A 15731-nucleotide genomic window follows, 5' to 3' on the forward strand; every position below is an offset into this window, starting at 1 on the left:
ATGAAAGTGATATTAGTACGTCATGGTGAAGCTGAGAGACAAACGTCGAATGATTCAGAACGACAATTAACACAGCTTGGTCAACAGCAAGCGGCTGAAACGGCCCAGTTTATTTTTAATAAATACAAACCTGATGCTTTTGTGGTGAGTCCCTATTTGAGAGCACAACAAACGTTGGAAGCTTTTACTGCGCTTAACCCTAATGTGCCCGTTACTGTTAACCCTAGCATAACTCCTGAAGACGATGCTTTAAAAGGACTTCATTCTTTGATAGATGTCGAAGCGGAATGTGTGGTAGTGGTGTGTCATATGCCGATCGTTGCAAAAATGGCAGCATTATTAACGGCGTCTACCCCAGAATCTTATAGCTTGGCCGAAGCGCGCATATTTGACGCTGAATTTATTGCACCCGATATGGGACAGGAAATCGAGCGCTTTATACCCTATTAGTATGATGAATAAGCGATTATTTTATACATTATAGAGTCAATAATACAGTATATAAGCCACTAAATTTTTTAATAAATAAGAGCCTTTATAAATCAAAGTCCTTATTGATAACTGCTCTTTAACAAAGTATATGCAATGGTTCGGTGCGTAAGGTGGCATTCTACACAGTTATATGCCATTTCATTTTGAGGAGTACTCTCATGAGTAATAACGACCGCTTTAAAAATCAAGATACTAAACCAGAAGAGTCTGATACGATAAATTCTGGATTTGTTCCTGTCTCATCATCACGACACTCTGAGCGCTTACGTACCTCAAATAGTCCTAACTTGGTAAATGATATAAAAAATGAAGAGTCACTCATTCGTTATAATCATATTACCTATCTACTGTATGCTATTAGCTTTTTTACTGCTGGCATTATGTGGATTATTCCTATTATTATGAATTACGCACGCCGTAATGAAGCTGAGAATACTTGGCTTGCCACACACGTTGATTGGCAAATTAAAACCTTTTGGTACAGTATTATCCTAGGCGTGATTGGAGTGATTATGCTGGTGATAGGTTTTGGAGGCTTCGGAAGTGGTTTTGTCTCAGGCAATACAGATTTAGCTTATGGTTCAACGGCTGTCTTAATGTTAGGCGGACTTGTATTAGGATTTGCCATATTGTGGCATATCTATAGAATAGTGAAAGGTTGGATTGCGTTATCTGATAAACGACCCGTGCCTTAATTACTGTCAATGATAAATGACCGTCAAAAATAAAATGTACTATCATTAATAAAAAATTATTAACCTATGGCGTTATTCATTTAAACACCGACAAACTCAAACAGATATTACCTCCAATTTAAATCTACTAGATTCCTTATTTATTAAAAATGTCTAATGTGTGATTTGCATTAATTATACTGTTATAATTATCAGTTCTTAAGTGGCGCTCTAGACATGATAGACATGTTGATAGCAACTTCTAAATTCACTTATCCCATAACAGGTCAGCCAACGTTATGTCTTATGCCTTATTACGTCCTTTTTTATTCAATTTAGATCCTGAACACGCCCACGAAATAACGCTACAACTTCTTGAAAAGGCTCATAAAGCTCATGCACTAGGTTTTGTTTACTCTCAGCAGGCTTTGCCGACTGAGTGTATGGGCTTGCAATTTTCAAATCCAGTAGGCTTAGCGGCAGGTTTGGATAAAAATGGAGACTATATTGATGCATTAGCGGAGTTAGGCTTTGGGTTTATTGAAGTGGGTACAGTGACGCCTAAGCCGCAGGGCGGTAATGAAAAGCCACGTCTATTTAGAATTAAAGAGGCGGGTGCCATTATTAATCGTATGGGATTCAATAATTTAGGTGTGGATCATTTAGTCAATAGCGTAAAGAATTGTAAGTACCAAGGTAATATAGGTATTAATATCGGTAAAAATGCAGTGACCCCTGTTGAAAACGCAGTGGATGACTATATATATTGCTTGGAGCGGGTGTATCCCCATGCGTCTTATATTACGGTCAATATTTCCTCACCAAATACTAAGAACCTGCGCGATTTACAAAGTGGTGAGGCGTTAACTGAGTTGCTTGATGCCATAAAAAATAAACATAGCCAACTTGCGACGGATTATGGTTTTTATGTGCCTATGGTGCTAAAAGTTGCCCCTGATCTCACTGCTGATCAAATAGATTATATTGCTGAGCAGCTGATTGAATTTGAGATTGACGGTTTAATTGCGACAAATACCACATTAGGTAGAACGGGTGTAGAAGATTTAGCTTTCGGTAATGAAGCAGGGGGCTTATCTGGTAGACCAGTTGGGCACTTGAGTAACCAAGTTATTGAACAGTTTTATGAGCGTCTAGACGGCAAACTTCCTATTATTGGTGTCGGCGGTATCGATAGTGGGGACAAGGCGGTCCGTAAGTTACATGCTGGTGCTGATATGGTGCAACTTTATACGGGTATGATTTATAAGGGACCTAGGTTGGTACAGCAGTGTATTGAAGCTATTGCCAGTCATCGAGATACTTTAACGTTTTAGTGTCTGTTTTTTATGTCTATGCAAAGCTAATACAAATGGCTCTTAAATATTATTACCTAAAGACTCAAATGTTTTAATGCTCAAAACTAGGACTGGATGGAACGCTGTCCTAGATACTTATTCTATCGGAATTTGCCTGTTAACGTCCTAATAGGTAAAGCTAACATGAGTTTATAACAACCATGGGTTTATTAGACATTATTATTGCCCTTATTATACTAGCGGGTCTATGGCGAGGTTTTCAGGCTGGATTTATACGCAGCTCAATTTCGTTAGTAGGGTGGTTTGTCGCGCTATTAGCCGCCACACGATTGGCAAGTGTCGTTGCGCCTCATCTTGCAGGTTTTATTAACTCTCCTGTATTACAAATGGGTGCAGGTTTCCTAATAGTTGTATTAATAGTCTTATTAGTGATTCAAATATTTAGCTTTATGGTGTCAGGTATTGTTAAAAGTTTGAAGTTGGGTCTTGTTGATCAACTTGCGGGTGGTGTCCTCGGCGCTCTTAAAAACCTTTTAGTAGTACTGGTCTTATTAAGTATCTCAGCTCCCGTATTAATGCCAATGGCAATCTGGAAATCTTCAGTTATCGCACCAGAATTGTTACCGTATGCCCCTTTTGCAAAAGAATTTACTGCCAAAGTCTTGAGTAATGCATGGGACGCAATAGATGTTCCAGAGCAAGACATCGAGTCAGTAGATGATCAAGAAGTGAATGAATCTAGTTAATTCTTAGTTAATATAGTTTATTCGCCACCACTAAATAAATCTTTTAATTCATAAAGACTATTTTAAAAGGATAGAGTATGTGCGGAGTTGTCGGTGTTGCAGCGCATGAACCTGTGAACCAAATGTTGTATGACGCGTTAACGGTATTACAACATCGTGGTCAAGATGCTGCGGGTATCGTAACCATGAAGAATGGGCGCTTTTTTCTACGCAAAGACAATGGTATGGTACGTGATGTGTTTATGACACGTCATATGGTGCGCTTAGTGGGTGAATTTGGAGTGGGACATGTCAGATATCCCACAGCCGGTACCTCAAGTAGCGCAGAAGCTCAACCCTTTTATGTTAATTCGCCATATGGTATTACACTGGCGCATAATGGCAATTTAACCAATGCAGAAACTTTGGCTAAGGAGTTATATCAAGATGATTTACGCCATCTTAATACCAACTCTGACTCCGAAGTTCTTTTAAATGTTTTGGCACATGAGATCCAAGCTTTGGGTAAAACCAAACCAACACCGGATGATATTTTTAGTGCGATTAGCTCAATGTATAAGCGTATTGAAGGTGCGTATGCCGTTGTCGCATTAATAACCGGTCAAGGGCTTGTCGCTTTTAGAGATCCTAACGGCATTCGTCCTCTTGTCTATGGCGAGCGCCTTGCCGCGGATGGTGGCACCGAATATATGGTGGCATCTGAATCTGTCGCATTAACCGGCTCAGGGTTTAAGGTGGTTCGCGATGTTAAGCCTGGTGAAGCCATTTTTATCGATCTGAACAATCAGCTTCATACGCGTCAGTGTACTGAACCCAAAGAATATACCCCATGTATGTTTGAGTATGTCTACTTTGCTCGTCCTGATTCTATCATTGATAATATATCAGTGTATAAAGCCCGTTTACGTATGGGTGAGAAGTTAGCACAAAAAATCCGTAAAGAGTGGGGCGACGACCATGGTATTGATGTGGTTATTCCTATCCCTGACACGTCACGTACCTCAGCGATGGAGTTAGCGCTTAATTTAAACATTAAGTACCGTGAAGGCTTTATGAAGAATCGCTACATTGGCCGGACCTTTATTATGCCAGGCCAACAGCAGCGTAAAAAGTCTGTCCGTCAGAAGCTGAATGCGGTTCCTCTTGAGTTTAAAAATAAAAACGTACTATTGGTAGATGACTCAATCGTTCGAGGAACCACGTGTCACGAGATTATTCAAATGGCACGTGATGCTGGCGCGAATAAGGTGTTTTTTGCTAGTGCAGCCCCTCCTGTTAAATTCCCCAATGTTTATGGCATTGATATGCCAGTGCGTCATGAATTGATTGCTTCTGGTCACAGTGTTGAAGAAGTCCGTCAAATTATTGGTGCAGATCGTCTTATTTTTCAAGATTTAGATGACTTAATTGATGCTGTACAGGATACCAAACACAGTAAGGTTGAAGGATTTGACTGTGCGGTATTTGATGGTAACTATATTACCGGTAATATCACCGAGGATTATTTAGACTATTTACAAGAACATCGCAATGACATGGCTAAAGAAAAAACCTCTGGTGTCCAAGTGATTGCTGATACTCCTGTTGATATGACAGGGATTGAAGAGAACTAAGCTCAAAACTCTTACTGTATTTTATCGACGAGCTTAAAGCCATTCGGTACTAATATAGAGAGTTTTTTTGGTAATATTAAGCAAGTGGTTAGCTTTCATTGAGCTATCCCCTTGCTTTTTTATGTTCAAAAATTCATCCTGTAGTAGAAATAATTCTGCTCATGCTAAAATCATGTAAAGCTCACTGTACGAACTATATTCAGGGTTTGTGTTCATCTTTTAGATAGGTTAATTTATTGAATAAGTTTAATAATTGAACAGACTATAAGGGTAATTTTATGAAAAAATCTCTAATCACTACTGCTTTAAGCCTCACACTAATATCGCCACTCGCTGCTCAAGCAGTTGATGACAGTAATGACAGCCCTCACGTTGTTTCCATTGAGAAAGAGGGTGCTTCTCAAAGCAAAACCACCCCTATTTTTTATGGCACGGATGGTGACTTTCCTTTTTCGTCCGCAGTTCGAGTAGGTAACACCTTGTATATGTCAGGCCAGCTAGGTATGAAAGAGGGTAAGTTAGTCAACGGCGGTGTGAAAGCGGAGACCGAGCAGGTTTTAGATAATATAAATAACATATTATTAAGGTATGGCTATCAGAAGTCAGACCTAGTCAAATGTATGGCCATGCTAACAGACATGAATGATTTTAATGAGTTTAATGAAGGCTACAAGGCGAAGTTAAGCGCGCCTTATCCTGCACGCTCTGCTTTTGAAGTATCAGGCTTGGCACTGGGTGCTCAAGTAGAAATCGAGTGTATAGCTGTAAAATAACGAATACCTTTCTCTAAAAATAATATCTTTTCTTAAAATCACACCTTTTCTAAAAGATAACCTATCTCTGATAAAATCGTGAAACGCTATTCGAAGCGATTACACGTCTTCCTCGATAGGTTATTTTTTAAGTTGGTATAACTCACCTAGCGCATCTAGTTTACTCTAATAATAGCCTAATACTTTCCACCAGATGAGACCTGAACCAATCCAGATGATCAGGTTAACCACACTCATGATAGCACCGATTGTCCACCATTCACGCAGTGTTGTAAATCCTGAGTTGAAGATAACTGGGGCAGTCCCTGTCGCATAATGTGTCAGTGTCATCATGATATTGCCCGCTGCTGCTAATATTAAGGCATAAAGTAACGGGGGAGCGCCTAAGCTAAGACCAACCGCATAGAATGCTGCAAACATGGCGGTAACGTGTGCTGTCGTGCTGGCGAAGAAATAATGCATATAAAGATAAACGAGGGTAAGAATTGCGACGGCACCCATCCAGCCAAATCCTGTAAGACCAATTGCCGTTTCAATATTACTTGAGAACCAAGATATTAACCCCAATTTATTTAAATAATTGGCCATCATCACGAGGGCGCCAAACCATACAATGGTATCCCAAGCTGATTTTTCCTTGAGCACATCATCCCAAGTCAGAACACCAGTGATCAATAGTACTGACAGGCCTAAAAATGCGGTCGTCGTGGCATCAAACGTAAACTGATCACCAAATATTAGCGCGGGAATATTCGCCCATAGTAGTAGCATCAAACCAAATACAGCCAACATAATCTTTTCTTGAGAACTCACGGCACCTAATTGCTTCAAATTATCGCGCGCATACTGACGGGCATCTGGTGTTTGTTTGATTTCAGGTGGATAAATAAAATATATGACCATTGGCATGACTAAAATACATAACAACCCTGGCACAAACATAGCCAGTGCCCACGTTGTCCAAGACAAGTGAATCTCACTTCCTGTGGCTTTATTAACTAAATCAACCACTAATGGATTCGGCGCTGTTGCAGTGATAAACATACCTGAGGTAATAGGGTTGGAATGGTAGTTCACCATAGCAAGGTAGCGCCCTATTTTATTTTGCGTGCCATCTTCTGGGGTTGAGTTGAAGCTTTTAGCAATAGAGCGCATGATGGGATGAATGATCCCGCCACCCCTTGCTGTATTTGAAGGAGTAATAGGTGCTATTAGTAATTCAGCGGCCGCCAGTGAATAAGCGATACCAATGGTTTTTTTACCAACGATAGAAATAAAGTAATAGGCTATTCTCGAACCCAGTCCTGTCTTAATAAGGCCGCGAGATATCATTACCGCGATACCAATCAACCAAATTAAAGGACTTGAGAAACTTGATAAGGCATCATTAATCGCTTCTTTAGGAGTATCAGCTGTGACACCTGTTATAGCAACCAGAGTAATCGCGATGATGGCTAATGCACCAATGGGCAGGGCTTTACCGATAATAGCTATAATAGTCGCAACAAATATAGCCAATAAATGCCACGCATTGTCAGTGACCCCTTCTGGCGTAGGAATAATGAACCATATGATAAGACCGACTGCGATTGAGAGCAGTGCCGGCGTTAGTTTAAAAGGGAGCTTTGACGTGACTTTAGACATAAAATCATTCCCATTTTTATCGATAGCGAAATTTAGTTAACGACTATATAACCACAATAGATTTTTGAAACTATGTTTATCTAACCATATCAGATAAAAATTGATAGAAACAAGTCATGAACCTTAGCGAAATAGTCCTAAGCTTTATTACTATAAATAAGCGCTTCTTGATTACGCCACAATATAATGGCAGCTATTGCAAACCGAGATAATAATAACCAATAAACACTGAACCAAATGACCCACATAGTATGACTATCGCCATAGTACTGATAAATAACAAAGGTCAAAGGAAAGAATATTATTGACACAATGATGGCAATCTGACGAATCTTTGATCCTGCTGTTAACCCAAACATAATGCCATCCAGCCAGTAAGCACCGGCGCCAGCTAAAGGCAATAAAGTCGCCATGTAACGATAATCAAGGGCCAATTTTGTTACAGAGGGAAGGTCAGTCATGATTTTAATAAAAGTAGGTAAAACAATAGCCCATATTATACTTAAAGATACGGCAAGCCATAAGGTTATAACTCCCGTACGTTTAACCGCAGTTAAAAATTGATCCCGATCCTTTCGAGCTGCTGATTGACCGGATAAGCTTTCAGCAGCTACTGCCACGCCATCTAATGCAAATGCAGAAATACTCAGTACCTGTAATAAAACAGCATTGGTCGCCATGATTAAATCACCCTGCTGAGCAGATAACCGAGTAATCCAGGCAAAGCTTAGTGTTAATAATATGGTGCGGATAAAGATGTCTTTATTTAATGAAAATAAACTAAGCATCTTATCCCAGGCATATATCTCCGCCAGTCTTTGTTTTAGAGTAAACTGATTGTCAACACTAGGGTACCTTAAAGTAGTATTCAAAACAGTTTTCGTGGAATCGGTAGATTTAGCAGTCGCCTTAATAGAACTATCTGCATGGATAGAACTATCTGCGAAACGGTTAATACTGCTTTTAAGTATGACATTTCGGGCTAGCAAAAAAGCGACCATACAGCCAGAGACATACCCTAAAACAGTACCAAGCGCGACACCCTGCAAACCCATATCAAAAATATACACAAAACTTAATGTCATTACTATATTGAGGAATGAAATAAGCAACTGCACCATCATCATTTGTGTGGTTTTGCCTTGACCGGCAAACCAACCAATAAAGGCATAATTCATTAACTCAAAGACAATGCCATAATAGCGTGTCGTGAGATAAGTCGAAGCCGCTTCACTACTTGCAGTCTGAGCACCCAATAAATCCAATCCCAAATTTATGATAAAGGGTTTTAATAACCATAATATGACAGCCAGTACTAAGGCGAGTCCTAACGAGCGATATAATATGTCAGCAAGTTCATTACTATATTTTCCAGTGCTGGTCTGTCTACCTAATGCCTGAGCAGACAAACCAGATGAGGCATATTGCAAAAAATTAAAGCTCACCAATATTAATAGCCATAACTGTGAGGCTATACCCAGACCAGCTAAATGATAAGGCTTTGGAAAATGTCCGACCACACCAACATCAATAGCGCCTTGAAGCGGCATCGCAAGGTTTGCAATCAGTACTGGGGCAGCAATAGCGAGAATATGACGGTAGCTTAAGTCTAAAGGTTTTTTAAAATCTGAAGGTGAGAAGCTCATAGCTGCGACACTTAATAGTTGCGATATTTAATAGTTAAACAGTTTTAAAAATTTAAGCACTTTGTATGACGTTATATGTCTCTTTTCAAGCACTTTCTATAAATTTTATTGCTCATAAAGCATTAAAAGCACCCTAAGGTGCTTTTAACATTTTTATCTTAAGACATTCATCATACTAGTTTGTCAGACTGTGGAAGTTATACTTACGCAGGGAATGCCAAACGTCACTATATACAAATGTATTGATAACTAAACTCAATTTAACATTTAATCTTCAAATGACTTAGGGTCATTAAAGGTGACTTCTTCTTCTTGGAATTCAGGTTTGATTTTTACCACAAAATCATCACGTGATAGTCCCATAGCTAATGGTATTGAGCTTGCGATATAAGTTGAAGAGTAAGTACCCACAAGTAAGCCAATAAAGAACGCCACTGCGAACCAATATAATCCAGCGCCACCTAAGAATAGCATAGACAGTACAACAACTAAAACAGTTGAAACAGTCATAATAGTTCGACGCAGTGTTTCAGTCAGTGACAAATCAAGAATTTGCCTTGGGGTTGCATCCCGTACTCGCCGAAAGTTTTCACGAATTCGGTCAAAGACCACAATAGTATCATTTAGTGAATAACCTATTAAGGCCAAGACTGCCGCCAAGACTGTTAAATCAAATGGAAACTGAAATAATGCGAACACGCCTATGGTGACAATAGTGTCATGTACCAAGGATAGGAGCGCACCTACAGCAAGTTTAAACTGAAATCTAACGGCGACGTACAGTAGCATAAATCCTAATGCAACAACTATGGCAATGAGCGAGGTGACATAAATCTCGCTGCCCACTTGGCTACCTATAATATTGACATTATTAATCGTTGCCTGATTGTTAGGAAGATCTAATGCCTGCTTCAAGCTATCATTAAGCCCTTCAACGTTATCTGATTGTGGGGGAAGTCGAACCAGAAGCTCGGAAGTACCACCAAGAAACTGCACCACGGCATCATCAAATCCAGCGTTTTCCAGTGATTGAGTCACTTCAGACTGTTCAACCGGTTGTTCATACTTAACATCCGCTGAAACCCCACCAGTAAAATCTAGACCAAGGTTTAGACCATTAATAAATAAGGCAGCAATACTAATTAATACCAGTAAGAATGATAAAATACCCATTGGCTTTTCAAACTTCATAAAAGGTATGATACGTTTGTCACCGACCGCCTTAATCCCTCCCTCCGCTAAAGCAGCTTCATCCTCATAGGGCTCTGAATCCATTGCACTTGTACCCACAGCATTAGTGTCAAGAGTACCTGTGCTTGAGGTGACGGAATCCGCACTCAACTCAGTTGAGCCAGTCACTTTTTTTGGGCCACGGCGAGCATTATGTTTGCCATCACGTCGAGGACCTTTTTTACGAGGACGCCCCCCTTCTATATAAGCAGGTGTAGAGCTATCTGACCCTTTATTTGAGTCAGTGCTAGCCTTATTAAGATCGTCATCTCGAGTATTATTTGGATCGTTGTTTGTGCCATCATTATTTAACGTGTTGTTAGACATTATTCTCTCCTAGCCTATGCTCAGTTTATTCACAGATTTACGAGTGCCATAGATTAGGTGCACAATAGCTCGTGTCACAACAATGGCTGTAAATAGCGAGCTTAAAATACCAATGGCAAGCGTAATAGCAAATCCTTTAATCGGGCCTGAGCCAATCGAGAACAGAATAATGGCAACCAATAATGTCGTGATGTTACCATCAAAGATACTACTAAAGGCACGATCAAAACCTGCAACAATAGCAGATTTAGGCCTTGAGCCTTCTGATAACTCCTCTCGAATCCTCTCAAAAATAAGTACGTTAGCATCCACTGCCATACCAATGGTTAATACGATACCGGCAATACCAGGTAAGGTTAATGATGCGCCAAGTATAGAGAGAACCGCTACCATGATAATTAAGTTGAAAGCTAGCGCAATGTTAGCGATCATCCCAAACAGGCGGTAGAAAATAATCATAAACAAAAAGACGAGTAAATAGCCTATTTGTGTAGAGAATAAACCATCATCAATATTTTGTTGACCAAGAGACGGTCCAATTGTGCGTTCTTCAACGAAATACATGGGCGCTGCTAATGCACCAGAACGAAGAAGTAACGCCAATTCAGCGGCTTCAGCTGGGCTATCTAAACCAGTTATACGGAACGATGAGCCTAATACCGCTTGAATATTTGCCTGACTTATAATCTTAGTTTCTGAATAAGGCGTACGGGTTTCGACAACTTCGCCCGTTTTAGGATCTTCTTCATAACTCACTTTTTGTTTATTTTCGATAAACAATACTGCCATTTGCTTACCAACGGCATTTTTAGTGGCATTTTGCATTAACTTACCACCAGCCGTATCCAAAGTAATGTTCACTTCAGGGGCGCCGTTTTCATCCAACCCTGATGTTGCACCCTGAACCTTATCGCCTGTTAAGATCGGTTGACGATTAAGTAATGAGGGCGGACCATCAAGCGTCATATAGGGAAATGCTTCGGTTCCTGCAGGTGGAATACCCCCTGCATAATTAGCATTTTCATCAGCGACTAAGCGAAATTCTAAATTTGCAGCACGGCCTAGAACACGTTTTGCTTCAGCAGGATCTTGAATACCAGGTAACTCAACCACGATACGGTTGCTACCTTGAGATTGAACCAAAGCTTCTGAAACCCCCAACTCTGAGATACGATTACGCAGTGTCGTCAAGTTTTGACCCACGGCATATTCATTTATCTCATTAAACGTTGCTTCGTTATACTCTAAGCGTAATGCAGCACCTTGGTCATCCATTAACGCTTGCAGATTAAAGAAGTTGCCCTGATCGCGTTGGAGAACGCGTTGCGCTTTATCGCGAAGTTCAGTGTCTTTGAAATGGAGTAATAAACCTTGATCGGCAATATTAATACCTTTAACAGGAATACGCTCACTACGTAATAGGTTTCGTATTTCACTATTGGCACTCTTTAAGCGCTGTTCTAGCGCCTTGTTCATATCAACTTCAAGAACAAAGCGAACACCACCACGTAAGTCTAGCCCTAGCTTGAGCGGTTTGGCACCGATACTACGCAGCCAATCAGGTGTTGTTTGTGCAAGATTTAAGGCCACGACATAATCATTGCCTAATTGACGGCGTAACACCTCTTGCGCTTTACGTTGATCAGCACCATTATCGAGGCGAACCAAAGCACTGTTTTCGGCAAATGTAGGGTTATGATAGGCGATACCAGATTTATCAAGCAGCTGAGTTGACTGCGTTAACACCTCTTGGGTGAGCTCTGTACCGGCAGAAGCACTTGTAACCTGTACAGCTGGTTCATCAGGATACAGGTTTGGCAAGGCATATAGCCCTGCGATAACAAGCACGGTAACGATTAAGAAATATTTCCAGGCAGGGTAATGCATAGTAGCTTCTTCACTTGAGGGAAGGGAAACAGTAGAGTGCTAAAGACTAGATTCTACGAAAAGGTGGAATTAAAACAGTAATTTTACAAAATTCAAGATATTCTTTGCACTCTAATTCATTAAAAGGTAATAACCAAAAACTTAAACCTATTAAATAAAAATAATAACTCTTAAATGAATAAATTTAATTAAACATTAATAGGTTTTAATCCATCTATATGGAATATTTAATAGGCTGAGTTCTTGGGTTTATAACCGATAACTATTATTACCGATTATTAACGATAGTTTTCAATTAAGATAACTGATAATAAAGATTGCGGTAAATTAAAAAAGTTAATTAAATATTAATATCAACTCACCCTTATTTTCAGATATCATCGACTATTTTAAGCCATCGATCGTACCATTCGGTAGAACCGAAATAACAGAAGCACGTTGAATCATCACTTCATTTCTATCATTTAAGCTAACAACAGCATAATCACCTTCGATAGATTTAACTTTTCCCATTAAACCGCCAGCAAAAATAACTTCATTGCCTACTGCTAATGAGTCAACCATTTTACGATGTTCTTTAGCACGCTTGGACTGAGGTCTGATAACTAAAAAGTAAAAAATAGCGAAGATAGCTAACGGAAAAATCCATTGCATAATCATAGCCGTACCACCAGCCCCTTCTGGAGCAGCATGGGCAGCTTGTATAAATAAAAACATAGTCTTTCCTTAAGATTTAATAGTGGCTTATATCATAAACAGCTCAAAAATATTCTAATAGTGTCATCAGCTATCATCTAATGAATAAAAGTATTCATGGTAGATAAGTAGATAAAGTGATATTAGACCCGTATCTTGATAACCTGTTTAAAAGTATAAGAGTACCGTTTCTGGTATATGAGTACAGTTATCATAAATTAACAGGCATAGTATCAAAAAAAAGCACAATTGATAACCATTACTTGTAATACGGGTCAATAAATAGACGGATTAACGCATTTTATTTGAATTTTTTGCTCCGTCTATCAAATGAATGCTAGCGACGGTGTATAATAAAACGCTATAATCGCTATAATCATCGCTATTAGCGTATTTAAACAATTAATAGTTATAAAATACACCCCATCATAAATTTAATCCGTTATTATCTAGAGGTACTTATGCGTTATATTCTAATTATCTTACTATTTTTAGTTTTTGGCTATTCCCTAGGATTGGTTTTAGTAAATGGTAGCGAAGTCGCTGTTAATTTACTATTTACTCAAGCTCCAGGAATGAACTTAGGTTTATTACTCATTTTATGTCTTGTTTTAGGTGTTTTAATCGGGATGCTGCTGTCCTTACTGCTGTTTAAGGTATTCCAAAATAAATGGGAGATTAGCAGACTAACTAAAGAGAACAAACAACTACAGAAGAAATTAGCGGAAACTAATCTAGAGCTTGAACGTTATACGAATGCAGAACCGGTCAATCAGTCGGTGAATGTTGACTCAACGCCTGTTGTTGATCCTGTGGATACCACTGTAGTTAGATAACCAATAGCCCTATGCCTCTTATCAAGTATTATATTTATAAAGACTATTTATACTTATATTTGAATACTACAATTATTAAAAGAGTGAAATAATCTATAAAAACGACCCGAGAGGTCGTTTTTTAGTGTTTAAGTTCAAACTTAAAGATTAAATTTAGCGCTTTGAAGTATCATCCTATATACTATATTTTAATAATCCGATTTCTACAGACCCTATTAAAATGACTTTAAATTGCTCTGGAGGCAATGTGACCGAGCTACAGCAATCCAATCCTTTTTTAACGCAATCTCAGCGTTCGCCTATAATAGTGGCGATTGATAAATCCTCTATAGAAGAGGCTCTTCATTTAGCAGATCAGTTAGATCCAAGTTCTTGCCGGGTAAAAGTCGGCAAAGAGTTGTTTACCAGATGTGGTCCGCAAATTTTAAAAGAGCTACATAAAAGAGACTTTGAGGTTTTTTTAGATCTCAAATTCCATGATATACCTAATACTACCGCTCAAGCTGTTTTAGCGGCTGCCGATATGGGAGTGTGGATGGTCAATGTACATGCCAGTGCTGGACGTGAGGCTATGCAAACGTCTAAAGAGCGTTTGCTAGATGCAGGTCATGAGACGCTACTGATTGCCGTAACAGTTTTAACGTCATTTAGCGAGCAGGGGCTTCAAGATATAGGTATACATACACCCGTTGATCAGCACGTTGAACGATTGGCATTATTGACAAAAGAGGCTGGTCTTGATGGGGTGGTGTGTTCGGCACAGGAGGCTAGCCGCCTAAAAAGCTTATGCGGTAAGGACTTTAAATTAGTTACCCCTGGTATACGTACTTTGGAAGATGCAGCAGATGATCAAAAGCGTATCTGTACCCCTGAGCAAGCTATTAAAAATGGTGCTGATTATCTGGTAATAGGTCGTTCGATCACTCAAGCGCAAAACCCAACTGAAAAACTAGCACGGATAATAAAGCACTTAAGTTAATCTACTTATTGCTAAAGATAGCATCCTGATTTTCACCCTTCACCTTTAAAAGCCTATTATGAAATTACAAATATTAAGCGACCTTCATATCGATAGTTATGCCAGAAGGGATTTGCCTCTTGGGCGTATTCCGCAAACGGACGCAGATCTCATTTTGGTGGCTGGAGATACCGCAAATAGTGATTCTGGTATGGCGTGGTTACAAGAGCAAGCTAAAATAAATGCAAAACCTATCGTCACCATCGCTGGTAATCATGAGTATTTTAGTGAAGACATTTTAACCTTTGATAGCCAATTACAAAATTGGGATAATTTTGATGAAAAGATGTTTTCAGGGCTAAAAGTTTTGCAATGTCATGACTTTGAGATTGACAATGTCCGTATCCTAGGCTGTACGCTTTGGACCGATTATGAGTTTGAGGCTACTGAAGAGACCCGTGATGTCGTGATGTCCTTCATGCGGGATTATCGTCAGATTAGGGCAGGCGAGCTACTTTTTTCACCAGAAATGTCGATAAAAATACATAGTCAACATAGAGCGTGGCTCAAGCAAGCTTTGAAAGAAGCTCATAAAGATGGCAAGACAGCGGTGGTGATGACGCATCATAGTGTTTCTCCAAGATCAGTATCTAAAAAGTATCAAGGTCAACCAAGTAATGCCGCTTTCGTTAGTGATTTAAGCGCGTGGATGAGTGAGGATTGGGCACCTAAGCTTTGGGTCCATGGACATACTCATGAGGCATTTGATTATAAGGAAGGCAGGACGAGGGTAATCGTTAATCCAAGGGCATATCCGGGTGAACTAAGCAGTACGGCACTAAAGTTTAACTGGTCGAAGGTCGTGGACATTTAAGATTATTGGAGTCTGAATA

General features: G+C 39.5%; 14 protein-coding genes. 9 read left to right on the forward strand and 5 right to left on the reverse strand.

Features of this window, described 5'->3' with window-relative positions; translation table 11 throughout:
- The 6 genes from sixA (at window position 1) to AC21OG_RS09460 (ending at window position 5614) form a co-directional block, all read left to right on the forward strand.
- Window positions 1–450: a phosphohistidine phosphatase SixA gene (gene sixA, locus AC21OG_RS09435; protein ID WP_487378061.1), complete on the forward strand. Its 450-nt coding sequence runs from the start codon at window positions 1–3 to the stop codon at window positions 448–450.
- Window positions 451–650: 200 nt separating this feature from the next.
- A complete protein-coding gene (locus tag AC21OG_RS09440) occupies window positions 651–1187 on the forward strand; it encodes a DUF4870 family protein (RefSeq protein ID WP_487378062.1) in 537 nt (178 codons plus the stop codon).
- A 278-nt stretch (window positions 1188–1465) separates the two neighbouring features.
- Complete coding sequence (locus tag AC21OG_RS09445) at window positions 1466–2500, forward strand: quinone-dependent dihydroorotate dehydrogenase (protein ID WP_487378063.1); 1035 nt, start codon at window positions 1466–1468, stop codon at window positions 2498–2500.
- A 182-nt stretch (window positions 2501–2682) separates the two neighbouring features.
- Window positions 2683–3228: a CvpA family protein gene (locus AC21OG_RS09450; RefSeq protein WP_487378064.1), complete on the forward strand. Its 546-nt coding sequence runs from the start codon at window positions 2683–2685 to the stop codon at window positions 3226–3228.
- Between the two features lie 77 nt (window positions 3229–3305).
- Window positions 3306–4841, forward strand: coding sequence for an amidophosphoribosyltransferase (gene purF / locus AC21OG_RS09455; RefSeq protein WP_486546661.1), 1536 nt, complete (start codon window positions 3306–3308; stop codon window positions 4839–4841).
- A gap of 278 nt (window positions 4842–5119) precedes the next feature.
- Window positions 5120–5614 carry a RidA family protein gene (locus AC21OG_RS09460; RefSeq protein ID WP_487378065.1) on the forward strand — a complete coding sequence of 165 codons (495 nt, stop codon included), beginning with the start codon at window positions 5120–5122 and terminating at the stop codon, window positions 5612–5614.
- 165 nt (window positions 5615–5779) lie between these two features.
- Here the strand turns inward: AC21OG_RS09460 and AC21OG_RS09465 are convergent, their stop codons facing one another.
- The 5 genes from AC21OG_RS09465 to yajC form a co-directional block, all read right to left on the reverse strand.
- A complete protein-coding gene (locus AC21OG_RS09465; protein WP_487378067.1) occupies window positions 5780–7258 on the reverse strand; it encodes an anion permease in 1479 nt (492 codons plus the stop codon).
- A 137-nt stretch (window positions 7259–7395) separates the two neighbouring features.
- A complete protein-coding gene (locus AC21OG_RS09470) occupies window positions 7396–8904 on the reverse strand; it encodes an MATE family efflux transporter (protein WP_487378069.1) in 1509 nt (502 codons plus the stop codon).
- A 267-nt stretch (window positions 8905–9171) separates the two neighbouring features.
- Entirely contained in the window at window positions 9172–10461 is a 1290-nt protein-coding gene (gene secF / locus AC21OG_RS09475) for a protein translocase subunit SecF (protein WP_487378070.1), read from the reverse strand.
- Window positions 10462–10470: 9 nt separating this feature from the next.
- A complete protein-coding gene (gene secD / locus AC21OG_RS09480; protein ID WP_487378071.1) occupies window positions 10471–12348 on the reverse strand; it encodes a protein translocase subunit SecD in 1878 nt (625 codons plus the stop codon).
- 384 nt (window positions 12349–12732) lie between these two features.
- The gene (gene yajC, locus AC21OG_RS09485) at window positions 12733–13065 is read right to left on the reverse strand and encodes a preprotein translocase subunit YajC (protein ID WP_486546657.1); all 333 of its coding nucleotides are present in this window, start codon (window positions 13063–13065) and stop codon (window positions 12733–12735) included.
- Between the two features lie 440 nt (window positions 13066–13505).
- On the opposite strand from yajC, the gene AC21OG_RS09490 reads away from it, so the two are divergent.
- The 3 genes from AC21OG_RS09490 to AC21OG_RS09500 all read left to right on the forward strand — a co-directional run bounded on the left by AC21OG_RS09490 (window position 13506) and on the right by AC21OG_RS09500 (window position 15712).
- Window positions 13506–13880, forward strand: coding sequence for a lipopolysaccharide assembly protein LapA domain-containing protein (locus tag AC21OG_RS09490; RefSeq protein WP_486546656.1), 375 nt, complete (start codon window positions 13506–13508; stop codon window positions 13878–13880).
- 220 nt (window positions 13881–14100) lie between these two features.
- Window positions 14101–14859, forward strand: a complete 759-nt coding sequence (gene pyrF / locus AC21OG_RS09495) for an orotidine-5'-phosphate decarboxylase (protein WP_487378072.1) — start codon at window positions 14101–14103, stop codon at window positions 14857–14859.
- Between the two features lie 58 nt (window positions 14860–14917).
- A complete protein-coding gene (locus AC21OG_RS09500) occupies window positions 14918–15712 on the forward strand; it encodes a metallophosphoesterase (protein ID WP_487378073.1) in 795 nt (264 codons plus the stop codon).
- Window positions 15713–15731 lie beyond the last annotated feature (19 nt).

The sequence above is a fragment of the Psychrobacter sp. CX5 genome (assembly GCF_057621535.2).